The 18,657-nt window shown below is 62.0% G+C and carries 15 protein-coding genes; 11 read left to right on the top strand and 4 right to left on the bottom strand.

Features of this window, described 5'->3' with window-relative positions:
- Window positions 1–31 precede the first annotated feature (31 nt).
- The 7 genes from ACW9IN_RS16790 (at window position 32) to ACW9IN_RS16760 (ending at window position 11,058) form a co-directional block, all read left to right on the top strand.
- Window positions 32–682 (top strand): GNAT family N-acetyltransferase, encoded by a 651-nt coding sequence (locus ACW9IN_RS16790; protein ID WP_457366930.1) that lies wholly within the window; start codon window positions 32–34, stop codon window positions 680–682.
- Window positions 683–745: 63 nt separating this feature from the next.
- Window positions 746–2,473, top strand: coding sequence for an autotransporter assembly complex protein TamA (locus ACW9IN_RS16785; RefSeq protein WP_457366929.1), 1,728 nt, complete (start codon window positions 746–748; stop codon window positions 2,471–2,473).
- Window positions 2,473–6,144, top strand: a complete 3,672-nt coding sequence (locus tag ACW9IN_RS16780; RefSeq protein WP_457366928.1) for a translocation/assembly module TamB domain-containing protein — start codon at window positions 2,473–2,475, stop codon at window positions 6,142–6,144. Before ACW9IN_RS16785 ends, ACW9IN_RS16780 begins: the two co-directional genes overlap by 1 nt.
- A gap of 236 nt (window positions 6,145–6,380) precedes the next feature.
- A complete protein-coding gene (locus ACW9IN_RS16775; RefSeq protein ID WP_457366927.1) occupies window positions 6,381–6,854 on the top strand; it encodes a MarR family winged helix-turn-helix transcriptional regulator in 474 nt (157 codons plus the stop codon).
- Entirely contained in the window at window positions 6,851–8,308 is a 1,458-nt protein-coding gene (locus ACW9IN_RS16770) for an efflux transporter outer membrane subunit (RefSeq protein ID WP_457366926.1), read from the top strand. The genes ACW9IN_RS16775 and ACW9IN_RS16770 overlap by 4 nt, the downstream gene beginning before the upstream one ends.
- 15 nt (window positions 8,309–8,323) lie before the next feature.
- On the top strand, window positions 8,324–9,523 hold the full coding sequence (locus tag ACW9IN_RS16765; RefSeq protein WP_457366925.1) for an efflux RND transporter periplasmic adaptor subunit: 1,200 nt from the start codon (window positions 8,324–8,326) through the stop codon (window positions 9,521–9,523).
- Window positions 9,523–11,058: a DHA2 family efflux MFS transporter permease subunit gene (locus tag ACW9IN_RS16760; protein ID WP_457366924.1), complete on the top strand. Its 1,536-nt coding sequence runs from the start codon at window positions 9,523–9,525 to the stop codon at window positions 11,056–11,058. The genes ACW9IN_RS16765 and ACW9IN_RS16760 overlap by 1 nt, the downstream gene beginning before the upstream one ends.
- A gap of 129 nt (window positions 11,059–11,187) precedes the next feature.
- On the opposite strand, the gene lpxH is transcribed toward ACW9IN_RS16760, so the two are convergent.
- Window positions 11,188–11,937 carry a UDP-2,3-diacylglucosamine diphosphatase gene (gene lpxH / locus ACW9IN_RS16755; RefSeq protein ID WP_457366923.1) on the bottom strand — a complete coding sequence of 250 codons (750 nt, stop codon included), beginning with the start codon at window positions 11,935–11,937 and terminating at the stop codon, window positions 11,188–11,190.
- Between the two features lie 2 nt (window positions 11,938–11,939).
- Entirely contained in the window at window positions 11,940–12,440 is a 501-nt protein-coding gene (locus tag ACW9IN_RS16750) for a peptidylprolyl isomerase (RefSeq protein WP_457366922.1), read from the bottom strand.
- Between the two features lie 247 nt (window positions 12,441–12,687).
- On the opposite strand from ACW9IN_RS16750, the gene ACW9IN_RS16745 reads away from it, so the two are divergent.
- Together ACW9IN_RS16745 and cysS are read left to right on the top strand one after the other, a co-directional pair.
- Complete coding sequence (locus ACW9IN_RS16745; RefSeq protein ID WP_457366921.1) at window positions 12,688–14,388, top strand: glutamine--tRNA ligase/YqeY domain fusion protein; 1,701 nt, start codon at window positions 12,688–12,690, stop codon at window positions 14,386–14,388.
- An 18-nt stretch (window positions 14,389–14,406) separates the two neighbouring features.
- Window positions 14,407–15,795, top strand: a complete 1,389-nt coding sequence (gene cysS / locus ACW9IN_RS16740) for a cysteine--tRNA ligase (protein ID WP_457366920.1) — start codon at window positions 14,407–14,409, stop codon at window positions 15,793–15,795.
- Window positions 15,796–15,991: 196 nt separating this feature from the next.
- Here cysS and ACW9IN_RS16735 read toward each other — a convergent pair whose 3' ends face one another.
- Complete coding sequence (locus tag ACW9IN_RS16735; RefSeq protein WP_457366919.1) at window positions 15,992–16,543, bottom strand: dihydrofolate reductase family protein; 552 nt, start codon at window positions 16,541–16,543, stop codon at window positions 15,992–15,994.
- Between the two features lie 113 nt (window positions 16,544–16,656).
- On the opposite strand from ACW9IN_RS16735, the gene lepB reads away from it, so the two are divergent.
- A complete protein-coding gene (gene lepB / locus ACW9IN_RS16730) occupies window positions 16,657–17,325 on the top strand; it encodes a signal peptidase I (protein ID WP_457366918.1) in 669 nt (222 codons plus the stop codon).
- 140 nt (window positions 17,326–17,465) lie between these two features.
- Window positions 17,466–18,248 (top strand): SDR family oxidoreductase, encoded by a 783-nt coding sequence (locus tag ACW9IN_RS16725; protein WP_457366917.1) that lies wholly within the window; start codon window positions 17,466–17,468, stop codon window positions 18,246–18,248.
- Here the strand turns inward: ACW9IN_RS16725 and ACW9IN_RS16720 are convergent.
- Complete coding sequence (locus ACW9IN_RS16720; protein WP_457366916.1) at window positions 18,245–18,574, bottom strand: winged helix-turn-helix transcriptional regulator; 330 nt, start codon at window positions 18,572–18,574, stop codon at window positions 18,245–18,247. The genes ACW9IN_RS16725 and ACW9IN_RS16720 overlap by 4 nt on opposite strands.
- Between the last annotated feature and the right edge of the window lie 83 nt (window positions 18,575–18,657).

The raw sequence follows: 18,657 nt of genomic DNA, 5'->3' as shown, positions 1-18,657 counted from the left end.
TCTTTCAGGGGTGCCCAGGGAGATTGACCGCATGCCTGACACTTCGACCGCCATTGCCCAGATTCACCTGCTCGACAGCGGCTATTCCCGCGAGGCCCGTTCGCTGTTGTACCAGGCCTACCGCCACGAGCCGACCTTCGCGTACATCTTCGAAGCCGAGCGCCCGGGGTACGAACAGCGGGTGCGCGCCACGGTGCGTGAACTGGTCAAGCAGCATTTCTTCCAGAACCTGCCGGCCATCGGCCTGCTGGTCAATGACCGGTTGATCGGCATCGCCCTGATCGCCCCGCCGCAACGGCGCCTGGGGATCACCGAAAGCTGGGCCTGGCAATTGCGCATGTGGCTCAGCACCGGCGTGCGCGGTACGCGGCGCTACCTCGATTACCATCACGCAGTGCTGGCATGCCTGCCCAGCGAATCGGTGCATGTATTGCCGCTGCTCGGCATTCATCCGCAATTCCAGGGCAAGCATTACGGTGAGCAACTGTTGGAGGCGGTGCACAACTGGTGCGCGGAAGACCCGCATTCTTCCGGGGTGGTTCTGGATACTGGCAACTCACGCTACCTGGAATTCTACAAACGCCAAGGGTATGAGGAGGTTGGCGAAGTTGCCGTGGGGCCGGTGCTGGAGCATGTGTTTTTCCATCCCAACCCCCAGCGGTTACAGGGTGCAACGGTTTAGACAGAATTATTCAGACAAATCCCGGTTCAAAGAGTCTTCCCCGCTCGTGTAGCATTCCCGGCCATGAAGTTATCAGGAAGATTTACCAGCGGCTTGATTCTGCTGTTCACAAGCTGCGGCGCTTTGGCGCAAAGCGAACTGGACGTGCGCATCAAGCCCTCGAACGACGCGTTGAAAGCCAACATCGAAGGCTACATCGGCGGGGTGGGCGATCGTGATGAAGAAGCCTTGCTGCGGTTCAGCCGTGGCGCCGAGGAGCAGGCGCGCAAGGCTGCCCAGGCCCTGGGTTTCTATCAGCCACAGATCGAAAGCGATGTGAAGGGCGGCAAGAACCCGCGCTTGATCCTCACCATCGACCCCGGCGAACCGGTGCATTTACGCAACGTGACCATTCGGGTCGACGGCCAGGCCGCGGGCCTCAAAAGTTTTCGCGTGCCCGCCAGCGACGACCTCAAACCCGGTGCCGTGCTCAACCACGGTCATTACGAAGACGCCAAGCGTCTGATCCAGAACCAGGCCTCGCGCTATGGTTTCTTCGGCGGGCGCTTTACCCGCCAGCAACTCTCGGTAGACCCGCAGGCGGGCGTTGCCGATATCGAACTCATCTATGACAGCGGTCCGCGCTACACCCTCGGTAAAGTGAGCTTTGCCGGCGACACGCCCTTCGACGAAGACCTGCTGCAACGCATGGTGCCGTTCAAGAGCGGCACGCCCTACGACTCGGAACTGATCGCCGAACTCAACCAGAACCTGCAAGCCAGCGGTTTCTTCGAAGGCGTGCGCGTGGACGCCGCGCCCGCTGCCGCTACCCAGGACGTGATCCCGGTGGCCGTGCGCCTGGAAACCCGCAAGCCGCGCACCATGGGGCTGGGCCTGGGCTTTTCCACCGACGTCGGCCCGCGCGGCAAAGCCAATTGGACCCGCCACTGGGTCAATCCCCAGGGCCATAGCTACGGTTGGGAGGCGGAACTGTCCGCGCCACGCCAGAACGTCGGCCTGTGGTACGACATTCCGCTGGACCCGCCGCTCACCGACAAACTGCGCTTTGCCGGCGGTTACCAGAACGAAGAAATCGCCAACACCGACACCCTGAGCAAGTTGCTCACCGTCGGCCCGGAATGGCACAGCAAGCTGCCCAGCGGCTGGACCCGTGTGATTTCCCTGAAGTACCAGCGCGAAGAATACCGCCTGGGCAACGATTCGGGCCTGAGCAACCTGGTGATGCCGGGGGTGAGCTATTCCTACCTGCGCAGCGACAACCGCATCGACCCGCACAACGGCTATCGCCTGCAATTCGACACCAAGGTGGCCAAAGAAGGGTTGGGCTCCGACACCAACCTGCTTTATGGCACCGCCATGGTCAAAGGTCTGACGACGTTGTGGGACAATCACCGCTTCCTCGCACGGGCCCAGGTGGGTGGCAGCGCCACCAATGGCTACCAGTCGGTGCCGCCTTCGTTGCGCTTCTTCGCCGGTGGCGACCAGAGCGTGCGCGGCTACGAGTACCAGACGCTGTCGCCGGAGAACGACCGGGGTGACCGCATCGGTGGTCGCTACATGGTCGCCCTGAGCGCCGAGTATCAATATTCCATCGCCGAAAAGTGGCGAATCGCGACCTTCATCGACCAGGGCAACTCGTTCAACACCCTGGAAATGCCCAGCCTGAAGACCGGCGTGGGCGTGGGTATCCGCTGGGTGTCCCCGGTCGGCCCGATTCGCCTCGACCTGGCCCATGCCCTCGAAGATCCGGGCGGCATTCGTTTGCACTTTTCCATGGGGCCTGAGCTGTGATGCGCGGTTTGAAAATAGCGGGGCTGGCCATGGTGGCGGTTCTCGCGCTGTTATTGCTGACGCTGTGGGCCGTACTCGGCAGCCAGGCCGGCAGCCGCTGGGCCCTGGGTCAGGTACCGGGATTGAGCGTCGAGAATTTCCAGGGCCGTTTGGGCGGCCAATGGCACGCCGATCATCTGCTCTGGCAACAGGACAGCAGCCGCGTCGAACTCCAGGCGCCCACGTTCGATTGGTCGCCCGCGTGCCTGTTGCGCATGACCTTGTGTATCAACCGACTGGACGTGGAGCAGGTCAGCCTGCAATTCCCTCCAGGTACGGAAGAGAGCAGCGGCCCGATCCAACTGCCCGATTTGAAACTGCCGGTTGCTATCCAGCTGGGTGACGTTCGTGTCGGTAGCCTGCTGTTCAACGGCACTGAAGAGCTCAAGGGCCTGCAATTGGCGGCACATTGGACGGCCGCCGGTATGCAGATCGACTCGGTGCACCTGCAACGGGACGGCCTGGTACTGGACCTCGCCGGCCTGCTGCAACCCAACGGAAACTGGCCGCTGGCCGCCACTGGCCACCTGGACCTGCCATATGCTCCCGGCGGCGCTCCATGGAAAGTCGCGTTGAACATCGACGGCGACCTGCTCAAGACCCTCAAGCTCGACGCTGACAGCAGTGGCTACTTGCCGGCCAAACTCAGCGGCGAGCTGCAACCCCTGGTGGAAAACCTCCCGGCCCAGCTGCGTATCACCGCCGACGGCTTCAAGCCTGACGCCGATCTGCCCGACACCCTGCAACTCAATCAGCTGGACCTTACCGCCAAAGGTGACTTGAGCAACGGCTACCAACTGCTCGGCAAGGCCGTACTGCCCGCAGAGAAAGGCCCGGTCGACCTGCTGCTGCAAGGCAAGGTCGACGCCAGGGGGGCGCAGATCGCCGGGCTGGACTTGAAGGCCGGCGATCAACAAAGCCTCAAGCTCAGCGCCAACCTGGACTGGCAACAAGGCTTCAGCGCCGACGCCAAAATCGATTGGCTGGATTTCCCCTGGCACCGCCTGTACCCGGTGATCGACGAGCCGCAGGTGGCGTTGCGTACCTTCACTGGTGAGATTTCCTACAAGGATGGCAACTACCTGGGCAACCTCAAGGCCGATCTCGATGGCCCGGCGGGCAAGTTCAATGTGGTGACGCCGTTCAGCGGCGACCTCAAGCAAATCTTCCTGCCCGAGCTGAAACTCACGGCTGGCCAAGGCAAGGCCGAAGGCCACCTCAACGTGCAGTTCGCCGATGGCATCGCCTGGGACACCGCGCTGGACCTGTCAGCGCTGAACCCGGCGTACTGGGTGGCGGAGTTGCCCGGCACCCTGGCCGGGCCGCTGCGCAGCAAGGGTGAGTTCAAGAACGAGCAACTCAAGCTCAACGCCGTCCTCGACCTCAAGGGCCGTCTGCGCGGGCAAACTGCCGTGCTGGCGGCCAAGGCCGAAGGCGCGGGTGAGCAATGGACCCTGGCCAACCTGGATATCCGCCTGGGTGATAACCGCATCAACGGCAGTGGCAGCCTGCAACAACGCCTGGCCGGGCAGATCGATATCAAGCTGGCGCGCCTGGCCCAGCTGTGGCCGCAATTGCGCGGGCAGGTCAACGGTCGACTCGACGTGGCCGGAAGCCTCAAGGCGCCCCAGGGCAAACTCGATCTCAAGGGCCAACAACTGGCGTTTGCCGACAATCTCCTGCAAAACCTGACGCTGGACGCCACCCTCGACAGTGCTCAGCGCGCCAGGATCGACTTGAAAGGCAGTGGCATCCAGGCCGGCGATACCCAGGTCGGCACCCTGACCGCCAGCGCCCAGGGGGATATCAAAAACCAGAAAGTCCAGCTGGACTTGGCCGGTCCGCTGGTCAAGCTCGCCCTGGCGCTGGATGGCAATCTCGACAAAGGCAATTGGCGCGGGCGCCTGGCCAGTGGCGATGTTCAGGCCGGTGGCCAGGACTGGAAGCTGCAAGCCCCGGCCAAGATCGAGCGGCTGGCCGATGGCAAGCTGACCTTTGCCGCGCATTGCTGGGTGTCCGGCCCCGCCAGCCTGTGCGGTGAAGACCAGCGCCTGATGCCCGAGCCGAAGCTGCGTTATCACCTCAAACAGTTCCCCATCGACAGCCTGGCGGCCTTCTTGCCCAAGGACTTCGCCTGGCAGGGCAAGCTCAACGCCGATGTGCAGCTCGATTTACCGAACAGTGGTCCCAAAGGCCTGGTGGCGGTGGATGCCAGTGGCGGCACGCTGCGCGTCAAGGACAAGGACCAGTGGCTGGATTTTCCCTACGACACGCTGAAGCTGGAAACCACCCTGAACCCCAAGCGCATCGACACTCAACTGAACTTCCATGGCGGCAAGCTCGGCGAGTTGATGTTGCAGGCGCAGATCAACCCGTTGCCGAAAAACAAGCCGATCACCGGCAATTTCAACCTGACCGGCCTGGACCTGGCGGTGGCGCGACCGTTTGTGCCGATGGTGGAAAAACTCAACGGCAAGCTCAACGGCAGTGGTCGTATTTCCGGTGGACTGCTGGCGCCCCAGGTCAACGGCAACGTGAACCTGGTCGGCGGCGAAGTCTCAGGCCCCGAGTTGCCCATCAGCCTGGAAGCCTTGAATGTGCAGGCGCTGATCGCCGGTGAAAGCGTGAACCTCGACGGCGGCTGGCGCAGTGGCAAGGCCGGGCAGGGCAGTCTCAAGGGCCGTATCGACTGGGGCCAGGCCACGGTGGTGGACCTCAGCCTGCAAGGTTCGCAGTTGCCGGTGACGGTGGAGCCCTACGCGGTGCTGGAAGTGGCGCCCGACCTGAAAATCACCCTCAAGGACGACAAGCTGGCCATTGCCGGCAAGGTGCAGATCCCGCGCGGCGACATCACCGTGCGTGAGTTGCCGCCGTCGACCGTCAAGGTGTCCGATGACACGGTGATCGTCGGCAGTCAGACCGAGGAGGGCAAGCCGCCGATGGCCATGGCGATGGATATCGACGTGGCGGTGGGCGAAGACAAGCTCAACTTCTCCGGTTTCGGCCTGACCGCCAAGGTCCAGGGCCACGTGCATATTGGCGATAACCTCGACACCCGTGGCGAGCTGTGGCTCAACGATGGCCGCTACCGTGCCTACGGGCAGAAACTCGACGTGCGCCGCGCGCGGCTGTTGTTCGCCGGGCCGCTGGATCAGCCGTATCTGGACATCGAAGCCATCCGCAAGACCGACGATGTGGTCGCCGGTATCCGCCTGAGCGGCAGTGCCGAGCAGCCCACCACGCAAATCTTCTCCGAACCGGCCATGAGCCAGGAGCAGGCGCTGTCCTACCTGGTGTTGGGACGACCGCTGAACTCCACGGGTGAAGACAACAACATGCTCGCCCAGGCCGCCCTCGGCCTGGGATTGATGGGCAGTGCCGGCGTGACCTCGGACCTTGCCAACAAACTGGGGATCCAGGACTTCGACCTCGACACCCAGGGCAGCGGCACCAACACCGCCGTGGTGGCCAGCGGCAAGATCACCGAAAAACTCAGCCTGCGTTACGGGGTGGGGGTGTTCGAACCCGCCAGCACCATTGCCTTGCGGTATTTGTTGAGCAAGAAGGTGTACCTGGAAGTGGCGAGTGGCGTGGCCAGTTCACTGGATATTTTCTATAAGCGGGATTTCTAAGCCTTACTGGGACCAAAATGTGGGAGGGGGCTTGCCCCCGATAGCGGTGGATCAGTCAGCTAATTTGTTGCTGACCCACTGCAATCGGGGGCAAGCCCCCTCCCACATTGGTTTGCATTCCAATTCAAGATTCCACTATTTACCAAGCAACCTAATCATTCCATTTGACATCCTCTGCCTAAGCAGTAATATCTTGTCATACATTCACTGCCTAGGCAGTAATAAGGTGACTTCCGATGAAACACTTCACCCCTGACAACTTCCGCAACTGTCATCTCGGCCTGCTGCTGGGACGCGCGGCCTTGCTCAAGGATCGCATCATCGACACCCATATGGAGCCGTACGGCGTCACTGCCGCGCAGTTCAAGGTGTTGATCATCGTGGCCCAGTTCGACGTCGACACCCCGGCCGAACTGTGCCGCAACCTGTCTCTGGATAGCGGCTCCATGACCCGCATGCTCGACCGCCTGGAGCAAAAAGGCCTGCTGGCGCGCCAGCGTTCCGAGCAGGACCGTCGCCAGGTCCGGCTGGTGCTGACCGAAGAGGGCCAGCGTCTGGCCGATATGCTGCCGACCATCGGTGCGCAGTCGATGAACGACCTGGCCGGTGCCCTGGAGCCCGGCGAGTTGCAAGCCCTGCAAGACATCCTCACGAAAATTCTGGTAGCAGCCGGTGACGCCATCGTCATCCAGCGGGTAGGTCAAGCATGAACACACGTGCCCTTAGCCTGGTACTGGTGGCCATGAGCATGGCCGGTTGCGCCAACTTCAGTGGCCTCGACACCCAGGGCCGGCGCCTCGACGCCAACACCCTGCAAACCGGAAAATCCCTGAGCGGCGTGACCCTGTCGCCGGCGGCCTGGCCCAGCGCCGACTGGTGGAAGCGTCTCGGCGACCCGCAGTTGGACGGCCTGATTCAGGAAGCCCTGCAAAACAGCCCCGACATGCAAGTGGCCAGTGCCCGTGCCCACCAGGCCGAAGCCGCCGCCTATGCGGCCAACGCCGCGCGCCTGCCGACCGTGGATGCCAGCGCCGGCGTGAGCCGTTCGCGCCTGGCCCGGGACCAGGACCCGCAGGGGCAGGGCGATGCGTACTCCACCGTGCGCAACATCGGCGCCAGCTTCAATTACAACTTCGACCTCTGGGGTGGCCAGCGCGCCGCCTGGGAAGCCGCGCTGGGTGAGGCCCGCGCCGCCGAAATCGACCAGCAGGCCGCGCGTCTGACCCTGGCCGCCAACGTGGCCAAGGCCTACAGCGATCTGGGCCAGGCCCATATCGTGCGCGACCTGGCCAATGACGACCTCAAGCGCACCCAGCAACTGCTCGACTTGGGCAAGCGTCGCCTGAGTTCGGGCATCGACAGTCAGTACCAGTACCAGCAGACCGAAAGCCTGGAAGCCAGCGCCCAGTCGCAGTTGATCGACGCGGACAAGCAATTGCAGAGCGCCAGGATTGCCCTGGCGGTATTGCTCGGCAAAGGCCCGGATCGCGGCGGCGAACTGGCCCGGCCCACGGTGTTGCAACCCAGTGCCGTCGCCGTGCCCTCGGTGTTGCCGGCCGAACTGCTGGGCCGTCGTCCGGACCTGATCGCCGCGCGCTGGCGCGTCGAAGCCGCAGGCAAGAACATCACCGCAAGCAAGACGCGCTTCTACCCCAACCTCAACCTGAGCGCGAGCGCCGGGGCCGAGTCGTTGCTGGGGGATGCGATGTTTGGTTCGGCCAGCCGCTTCTTCAACATTGCGCCGACGATCTCGTTGCCGATTTTCGACGGCGGCCGCTTGCGTGCCGACCTCGACGCCCGCGACGCCGACTACGACCTGGCCGTGGCCCAATACAACAAAACCCTGGTGCAAGCGCTGGGGGATATCGGCAACACCCTTTCACAACTGCGCGAAACCGGTCGACAGATCCAGGCCCAGCAGCACGCCAGGGACATCGCCCAGCAGTCGTACGACACCGTGGTTCAGCGTTACGGCTCAGGTATCGGTAATTACCTGGACGTGCTCAGCATCGAGCAGCAATTGCTGCAGGCCCAGCGCCAGCTGGCGACCCTCAATGCCGGGCAGGTCGATCTGTCGATTCAATTGATGCAAGCCCTGGGGGGCGGTTTCAACGCCGACAACGTGGCCGCGACCACGACCCGCCCAGCCACTCGCACGGAATAATTCGAGGTATTTGTCATGGCCACTGCCGCCAGCAACAACGCAACAGAACAACCCAGCGACAACAACCCGCGCAAACGCAAAGTGATGCTGCTGGGCCTGGCGCTGATCGTCATCCTCGGCGCCGTGGGCGTGTGGGGTTGGTATGAATTCTACGGGCGCTTCAGCGAGAGCACCGACGACGCCTATGTGAACGGCAACGTGGTGGAAATCACGCCGTTGGTCACCGGAACCGTGGTCAGCATTGGCGCCGATGATGGCGACCTGGTCCATGAAGGCCAGGTGCTGGTCAACTTCGACCCGAACGACGCCGCCGTCGGCCTGCAAAGTGCCCAGGCCAACCTGGCCCGCACCGTGCGCCAGGTGCGCGGCTTGTACAGCAACGTCGATGGGATGAAGGCTCAGGTCAACGCGCAGAAGGCCGAAGTGCAAACCGCCCAGGACAATTACAACCGCCGCAAAACCCTGGCCCAGGGCGGCGCGATTTCCCTTGAGGAGTTGTCCCACGCCCGCGACAGCCTGACCTCGGCGAAAAACGCCCTGACCAACCTCGAGCAACAACTGAAAACCACCAATGCCCTGGTGGATGACACGGTGATCACCTCGCACCCCGACGTGCAAGCCGCCGCCGCACAACTGCGCCAGGCCTACCTGGCGAATGCGCGCAGCACCCTGATCGCGCCGGTGACCGGCTACGTGGCCAAACGTACGGTGCAACTGGGCCAGCGTGTGCAGCCGGGCACCGCGTTGATGGCGGTGATCCCGCTGAATCAGCTGTGGATCGATGCCAACTTCAAGGAAACCCAACTGCGCAACATGCGCATCGGCCAGCCCGTCGATATTGAAGCGGACATCTACGGCAGCGATGTGAAGTTCAGCGGCACCGTCGACAGCCTCGGCGCCGGTACCGGCAGCGCGTTTGCCCTGCTGCCGGCACAGAACGCCACCGGTAACTGGATCAAGATCGTGCAACGGGTGCCGGTGCGCATCCATGTCAACGCCGATGAGCTGGCCAAGAACCCCCTGCGCGTGGGCTTGAGCACCGTGGTCAACGTGGACCTGCACGACCAGAGTGGCCCGGTGCTGGCACAACAGCCGCCACAAAAAGCCTCGTTCACCACCAACGTGTATGACCGCCAACTGGCCGAAGCCGATGCCATGATTACCCAGTTGATCCATGACAACAGCATCGCCGCTCCCAAGGCTGTGCAACGCTGATGAGCGCCAACGCCCCCGCGTCCTTCACGCCGCCAAGCTTGCTGATGGCCACCATCGGCCTGTCGCTGGCGACGTTCATGCAGGTGCTCGACACCACCATCGCCAACGTGGCATTGCCGACCATATCCGGCAACCTGGGCGTGAGTTCGGAGCAGGGCACCTGGGTCATTACTTCGTTTGCGGTAAGCAACGCGATCGCCTTGCCGTTGACCGGTTGGTTGAGCCGGCGTTTTGGTGAAGTGAAACTGTTTTTGTGGGCGACCATGCTGTTCGTGCTGGCCTCGTTCATGTGCGGCGTGTCCACCTCCATGCCCGAGCTGATCGGTTTTCGGGTGCTGCAAGGGTTGGTGGCGGGGCCGTTGTACCCGATGACGCAAACCCTGTTGATCGCGGTGTATCCGCCGGCGAGGCGGGGCATGGCCCTGGCACTGCTGGCGATGGTCACGGTGGTGGCGCCGATTGCCGGGCCGATTCTCGGTGGCTGGATCACCGACAGCTACAGCTGGCCCTGGATCTTCTTCATCAACGTGCCCATCGGTGTCTTCGCGGTGATGGTGGTGCGTTCGCAACTGAAGAAACGCCCAGTGGTGACCAACCCGCAGCCCATGGACTACATGGGGCTGATCAGCCTGATCATCGGCGTCGGTGCCTTGCAGGTGATCCTCGACAAAGGCAACGACCTGGACTGGTTCGAGTCGAACTTCATCATCATCGGCGCGCTGGTCGCGGCGGTGGCCCTGGCGTTCTTCGTGATCTGGGAGCTGACTGACCGGCACCCGGTGGTCAACCTGCGGCTGTTCGCCTACCGCAACTTCCGCATCGGCACCATCGTGCTGATCCTCGGTTACGCGGCGTTCTTCGGCATCAACCTGATCCTGCCCCAGTGGCTGCAGACCCGCATGGGCTACACCGCGACCTGGGCGGGGTTGGCGGTGGCGCCGATGGGGATCTTGCCGGTGTTCATGTCACCCTTTGTCGGCAAGTACGCCAACAAGGTGGACCTGCGTTTGCTGGCGGGCCTGGCGTTCCTGGCGATGGGCCTGAGTTGCTTCATGCGCGCCGGGTTCACCAATGAAGTGGACTTCCAGCACATCGCCCTGGTGCAGTTGTTCATGGGCATTGGCGTGGCGCTGTTCTTCATGCCGACCTTGAGCATCCTGATGTCCGACTTGCCGCCCCACCAGATTGCCGACGGCGCGGGCCTGGCGACTTTCCTGCGGACCCTGGGCGGCAGCTTCGCGGCCTCGCTCACCACCTGGATCTGGATTCGCCGGGCGGACCAGCACCATGCCTATATGAGCGAGCACATGAGCGTGTACGATTCCGCCACCCGCGATGCGCTGAATTCCCTGGGCGGGGCCGGGCACAAGGCGTATGAGCAACTGGACCAGATCCTCACCAGCCAGGCGTACATGATGTCCACGGTGGACTACTTCACGCTGCTGGGGTGGATGTTCATGGGGTTGATTCTGCTGGTGTGGCTGGCCAAGCCGCCGTTTGGCGCCAAGGCCGGGCCGGAAGCGTCCGGCCACTAAAGGATGTACTCGATCCCTGTGGGAGCTGGCTTGCCTGCGATAGCATCACCTCGGTACATCTGAAGCTCCGAGGTGTCTGTATCGCAGGCAAGCCAGCTCCCACAGTTTGATCATTGCTGCGTTTGTGACTCAGGCCCCAGGCAGCGCCAGCTGCGGGTTCACAAAATCAAACGCCGCCAACTGGAAGTCTTGCTCGTCCACCTGCAATGCCCAGCCCTGTTTGTCCCAGTCGCCCAGCACAATGCGCTTGGCCGCCTGGTCGCCAATCTGCAATTTATGGATGGCCGGGCGGTGGGTATGGCCGTGGACCAGGGTGCGCACGCCGAACTGCTGCATTATCCGAGGGATTTCCTCGGCAGTCACATCGACAATGTCATTGGTCTTCATGCGCGTCTGCGCACGGCTTTCACTGCGCAGCTTGCGCGCCAGCTTGTGGCGGGTGCGCAGGGGCAGGTGACGCAGGATGAACAGGACGATGGGGTTGCGCAGCGTGCGCCGCAGCTTCATATAGCCGACGTCGCGGGTGCACAGGCTGTCGCCGTGCATCAACAATACCGGCTCGCCGTACAGTTGCACGACACTGGGGTCCTTGAGCAAGGTGGCGCCTGCCGCTTTGCAGAACGCCTTGCCGATCAGGAAGTCGCGGTTGCCGTGCATGATGAAAATCGGGGTGCCACTGTCGCTCAGCTCACGCAGAGCCTCGCAGATGGAGCGCTGGAAGGGGGTCATGCCATCGTCGCCGATCCAGGCTTCGAAGAAGTCCCCCAGAATGTACAACGCCTGGGCGCCACGGGCGCGGCCGTGGAGCAGATCCAGAAACGCCCGGGTAATGTCCGGGCGTTCCTCTTCCAGATGCAAATCTGAAATAAGCAGTATCACGCTTAGATGATCTCGGCTTTCTCGACGATCACGTCTTCTACCGGAACGTCCTGGTGACCGGCTTTACCGGTGGTCTGCACGCCTTTGATCTTGTCGACGACGTCGGTGCCTTCGGTGACTTTACCGAATACCGCGTAGCCCCAGCCTTGTACGTTCTTGCCGCTGTGGTTCAGGAAGCTGTTGTCGGTCACGTTGATGAAGAACTGTGCCGAAGCCGAATGCGGCTCCATGGTACGGGCCATGGCAACGGTGTACTTGTCGTTGGAAAGGCCGTTGTCCGCTTCGTTCTGGATGCTCGGGCGCTTGTCTTTCTTCTCTTTCATGCCAGGCTCGAAACCGCCGCCCTGGATCATGAAATTGCCGATGACGCGGTGGAAAATGGTGTTTTCGTAGTGGCCGGCGTTCACGTACTCGATGAAGTTGGCGACGGTGATCGGCGCTTTCTCGGCGTTCAGCTCGATGACGATCTCACCGTGGTTGGTGGTCAGTTTGACTTGAGTCATGGTCTTTTCTCTTTCAAGGAATTCGTGGGTTTGGGCGCCTGAGCGCCGCGACCGGTTTGGCGAAACAACGGCCAAGGCGCGCAGTTTAGCGTGACCGGCAGGAATTTCGAGGTGGTTTTTTACCACCGGTGCATTAAATGCAGCAGTTTTTGGCCCCGCTCTGTCAGCGACTTGACAGCATCAGCTATGATAAGCCCTTTGTTTTGTCGGCCCCGCCCGGCCACGTACTTGTCTGTTCAAGGATCCTATGAGCAAGCCCACTGTCGACCCTACCTCGAATTCCAAGGCCGGACCTGCCGTCCCGGTCAATTTCCTGCGCCCGATCATCCAGGCGGACCTGGATTCGGGCAAGCACACGCAGATCGTCACCCGCTTTCCGCCAGAGCCTAACGGTTACCTGCACATCGGCCACGCCAAGTCGATCTGTGTGAACTTCGGCCTGGCCCAGGAGTTCGGTGGCGTTACGCACCTGCGTTTCGACGACACCAACCCGGCCAAGGAAGACCAGGAATACATCGATGCCATCGAAAGCGATGTGAAATGGCTGGGCTTCGAATGGTCCGGTGAAGTGCGCTATGCCTCGCAATATTTCGACCAGTTGCACGACTGGGCCGTCGAGCTGATCAAGGCCGGCAAGGCTTATGTGGACGACCTGAGCCCGGAGCAGGCCAAGGAATACCGTGGCACCCTGACCGAGCCGGGCAAGAACAGCCCGTTCCGCGACCGCTCGGTGGAGGAGAACCTGGACTGGTTCGCCCGTATGCGCGCCGGCGAGTTCCCGGACGGCGCCCGCGTGCTGCGCGCCAAGATCGACATGGCCTCGCCGAACATGAACCTGCGCGACCCGATCATGTACCGCATCCGCCACGCCCATCACCACCAGACGGGCGACAAGTGGTGCATCTACCCCAACTACGACTTCACCCACGGTCAGTCGGACGCCATCGAAGGCATCACCCACTCCATCTGCACCCTGGAGTTCGAAAGCCATCGCCCGCTGTACGAGTGGTTCCTGGACAGCCTGCCGGTGCCGGCGCACCCGCGTCAGTACGAGTTCAGCCGCCTGAACCTGAACTACACCATCACCAGCAAGCGCAAGCTCAAGCAGCTTGTCGACGAGAAACATGTGAACGGCTGGGATGACCCGCGCATGTCGACGCTGTCGGGTTTCCGCCGCCGTGGCTACACCCCGGCTTCGATCCGCAACTTCTGCGAAATGGTCGGCACCAACCGTTCCGACGGCGTGGTCGACTACGGCATGCTCGAATTCAGCATCCGCCAGGACCTCGATGCCAACGCGCCGCGTGCCATGTGCGTGTTGCGTCCGCTGAAAGTCGTGATCACCAACTACCCGGAAGGCCAGGTCGACCACCTCGAACTGCCGCGTCACCCGCAGAAAGAAGAGCTGGGTGTGCGCAAGCTGCCGTTCGACCGTGAAATCTACATCGACCGCGATGACTTCATGGAAGAGCCGCCAAAGGGCTACAAGCGCCTGGAACCGAACGGCGAAGTGCGCCTGCGCGGCAGCTACGTGATCCGTGCCGACGAAGCGATCAAGGATGCCGACGGCAACATCGTCGAGCTGCGTTGCTCGTACGACCCGGACACCCTGGGCAAGAACCCGGAAGGCCGCAAGGTCAAGGGCGTGATCCACTGGGTGCCGGCGGCCGCCAGCATCGAATGCGAAGTGCGTTTGTACGATCGCCTGTTCCGTTCGCCGAACCCTGAAAAGGCCGAAGACAGCGCGAGTTTCCTCGACAACATCAACCCTGACTCCCTGCAAGTTCTCACCGGTTGTCGTGCCGAACCCTCGTTGGGCGAAGCACAGCCGGAAGACCGTTTCCAGTTCGAGCGCGAAGGTTACTTCTGCGCGGATATCAAGGACTCGAAACCCGGTCGTCCGGTATTCAACCGTACCGTGACCTTGCGTGATTCGTGGGGCCAGTGATTCTCTAAGGAAGCCGTTGTGCTAACGATCTACAACACACTCAGCAAGACCAAAGAAGTCTTCAAACCGCTGGATGGCAACAAGGTGCGCATGTACGTGTGCGGCATGACCGTGTACGACTACTGCCACCTGGGCCATGGCCGCAGCATGGTGGCCTTCGACCTGGTGACCCGCTGGCTGCGGTTCAGCGGTTATGACCTGACCTATGTGCGCAACATCACCGACATTGACGACAAGATCATCAACCGGGCCAACGAGAACGGTGAATCGTTCGAAGCCTTGACCGAGCGCATGATTGCCGCGATGCACGAAGACGAAGCGCGGCTGAACATCAAGAAGCCGGACATGGAGCCGCGTGCCACCGACCACATCCCTGGCATGCATGCGATGATCCAGACCCTGATCGACAAGGGTTACGCCTACGCCCCGGGCAACGGTGACGTGTATTACCGCGTCGCCAAGTTCATGGGCTACGGCAAGCTGTCGCGCAAAAAGATCGAAGACCTGCGCATCGGCGCACGGATCGAAGTGGACGAAGCCAAGCAGGATCCCCTCGACTTCGTGCTGTGGAAAGGCACCAAGCCGGGCGAGCCGAGCTGGGAGTCACCCTGGGGCGCGGGCCGTCCGGGCTGGCACATCGAATGCTCGGTGATGTCCACCTGCTGCCTGGGCGAGACTTTCGACATTCATGGCGGCGGCAGCGACCTCGAGTTCCCGCACCACGAAAACGAAATCGCCCAGAGCGAGGCAGCCACCGGCAAGACCTACGCCAACGCCTGGATGCACTGCGGCATGATCCGCATCAATGGCGAGAAGATGTCCAAGTCCTTGAACAACTTCTTCACCATCCGCGACGTACTGGAAAAGTACCACCCGGAAGTGGTGCGTTACCTGCTGGTGTCCAGCCACTACCGCAGTGCCATCAACTACTCGGAAGACAACCTCAAGGACGCGAAGGCCGCCCTGGAGCGTTTCTACCACGCATTGAAAGGCCTGCCGACCGTGGCGCCTGCCGGCGGCGAAGCCTTCGTGGCTCGCTTCACCGAAGTGATGAACGACGACTTCGGCACCCCGGAAGCCTGCGCCGTGCTGTTCGAGATGGTGCGCGAGATCAACCGCCTGCGCGAGAGCGATCTCGATGCTGCGGCAGGTTTGGCAGCGCGTCTGAAAGAACTGGCCAGCGTGCTGGGGGTTCTGCAACTGGAAGCCGACGAGTTCCTGCAAGCCGGCGCCGAAGGGCGTGTGGATGCGGCACAGGTCGACGCGCTGATCCAGGCGCGTTTGACGGCGCGTGCCAACAAGGACTGGGCCGAATCCGACCGCATCCGCGACCAGCTCACCGCCATGGGCGTGGTGTTGGAAGACGGGAAGGGCGGGACGACATGGCGGTTGGCTGATCAGGCTTGATCGGTAAACGCTGAATGAAAAACGCCCCGACTGGTTCGGGGCGTTTTTTTTGGACGCGGGCTTTGATTGTTCCCACGCTCCGCGTGGGAATACCGCCCTGGACGCTCCGCGTCCGCTTTTGAAGTCGTGACGCGGAGCGTCACAGGATGCATTTCCACGCAGAGCGTGGGAACGATCGGTCAATTCCGGTTGCGCTTCAATGCTTGTCGCCGACCTCATACCTGCTCTGAACAAAACCATTGTCCGACACGTAGGTTCCGACATGGCGCAGCTCATGTTCGCTGCCCACCTGGCTGAACAAAGAAATCCCTTCTCCCAGCAACACCGGAATACGCGTGATGATCAACTCGTCGATCAGGCCCGCATCAAGAAACGCCTGGATCGTCTGGCCACCGTCGATATAGAGGTGCTTCATACCGCGTTCGGCTAACGTCGCCACGAGGGAGGTGACGTCTCCCGCCATCAACTCGACCTTGTCCTCCAGGTGCGCAGGGATCTGCAGAGGCTGGTGGGAGAGCGCAATGACCGGCGTACCCTCATAGGGCCACTCGGGAAAGGACAGCACTTTCTCCAGGGTTTTACGGCCCATCACCAGTGCATCCACCGTGGCGATATAGCTTTCATAGGTCACGCCCTTCAGCTCAGCGGTTTGATACCGGGGGCGGTGCAACCATTCGATATCGCCGTCCGGACGGGCAATAAAACCGTCGACGCTGGCTGCGATGAAGACCGAACATTGGATATCCATGGCGAAAACTCCTTTTAGTGCGCGTGGACGCTAATGTTGATTTAATCCTCGCGTGCAACAACCGGGCCTCTGAGAAATTGCCCTGATGCCCCTTTTTTGTCGTGCGAGGATGTATGCGAAGTTGGTTGATCCGTTACCGTTACGCAATCATTTTCTGGCTGTGCTTCGGCATTTTCCGTACCTCCCTGGCGGACTGGAACCCGATCCCTTCCGGCTCCATGCGCCCAACGTTGCTCGAAGGTGATGTGGTGCTGGTCAACCGCGTAGCGTATGACCTCAAGGTGCCGCTCACCGACATTTCCCTGGCCAAGCTTGATAGCCCCCAACGTGGCGATGTGGTGACGTTTTCTTCGCCCAAGGACGGTATCCGCCTGATCAAGCGCATCGTCGGCATTCCCGGTGATACCCTGGAAATGAAAGACGAAGTGTTGTGGGTCAACGGTGTGCCGGCCACCTATAGCGACGCACAAGCCATCAGCGAGCCCATCGTGCCGGGGCATACGGTGCCGGGGATCAAACTGAACGAGCTGGCCGCCAACCGGCAGCGCACGGTGCAGTTCATGCCGACCGTGCAGGCGCTGCGCAATTTCGGGCCGGTGGTGGTGCCTGCCGACAGTTACTTCATGCTGGGAGACAATCGCGACAACAGCGATGATTCGCGCTACATCGGCTTTGTGCCGCGCAGGCTATTGATCGGGCGGGCGCATCATATCGTGGCGTCGGCGGACATCCTGGATCATTGGATGCCACGCTTGCGCCGATTCGGTTCGACGATCTTGTAGCGCCAGGCCCGATCGTTCCCACGCAGCCCCCTGAATCCGCATCCTTACTTTTCAGTGAGCCCATTACCTTTTCGTGCGTTCTTGTGGCGTGCCCATCCCGTTCCTATCCTGAGGCCTTCGTTTACTCAGGAGCAGGTTCCATGAGCTTTGAACTCGGATTGAAAGGCCTTCGCGCGTTGGTCACCGGTGGTACCAAGGGCATCGGCGCGGCAGTGGTGGCGGTATTGCATGAGCAGGGTGCCCAGGTGATTTCGGTCGCACGCTCGGCGACGGACGCAGTACCTGAAGGTGTGCATTTCATCGCCGCCGACCTCGGTACTGCCGCCGGTTGCGCGAGCGCTACATCGGCGGTGCAAGAGCGGTTTGGCGGCGTGGATATCATCGTCAATGTGCTGGGCGGTTCCAGTGCCCCGGGCGGTGGTTTTGCGGTGCTGGACGATGAGCAGTGGTCCAGGGCGTTGAACCAGAACCTGATGGCCGCGGTGCGGGTGGACCGGGTGCTGTTGCCGGGGATGGTCGAGCGCGGGGCCGGGGTGATCATTCATGTGACCTCGATCCAGCGCGAATTGCCGTTGCCGGAGTCGACCACCGCGTATGCCGCTGCCAAGGCCGCATTGTCGACCTACAGCAAGAGCCTGTCGAAAGAGGTCACGCCCAAAGGTGTGCGGGTCGTGCGCGTCTCGCCAGGTTGGGTGGAGACGGATGCCTCGGTGGCACTCGCCGAACGGCTGGCGGAGGACGCCGGGACCGATTACGAAGGTGGCAAGCAGATCATCATGCAGGCGCTGGGCGGCATTCCCCTTGGCCGTCCCGCCAAACCCCAGGAAGTGGCGGACCTGATCGCCTTCCTGGTTTCGCCTCGTGCCGCGTCGATCAGCGGCACCGAGTACGTGATCGACGGCGGTACCGTACCCACGGTCTAGAGCGCCGGTTTGGCCACCTGCCATTTGAGCAGGCCATCCAGCACCGGGCACAAGCTCTGGCCCCACTCGGTCATGCGGTATTCCACCTTTGGCGGCACCACCGGGTAGACCGTGCGCTGCACCAGTCCATCGGCTTCGAGTTGGCGCAATTGCTGGGCGAGCATCTTCTGCGAGATGTCCGGGATCAGCCGCTCAAGGTCGGAATAACGCTGCACCTGGCCGCCGAACAGATGGAACAGAATGATCAGCTTCCAGCGCCCGCCGAGCCAGGCGAGGGTGGTTTCGACATCGGCTGCGGCGGTGGCGGGGGTGTAGGTTTTGCTCATCGCAGGGTTCCTGGGGGGCAGTGTCGCGAATCCGATCTCTTGTCTGACGGTACTCACCACAGAGGTTCTGTTCGATAAAGGAA

It is taken from the genome of Pseudomonas sp. SDO5271_S396, assembly GCF_054071795.1.
This window is presented reverse-complemented; position numbering and strand designations above follow the sequence as displayed.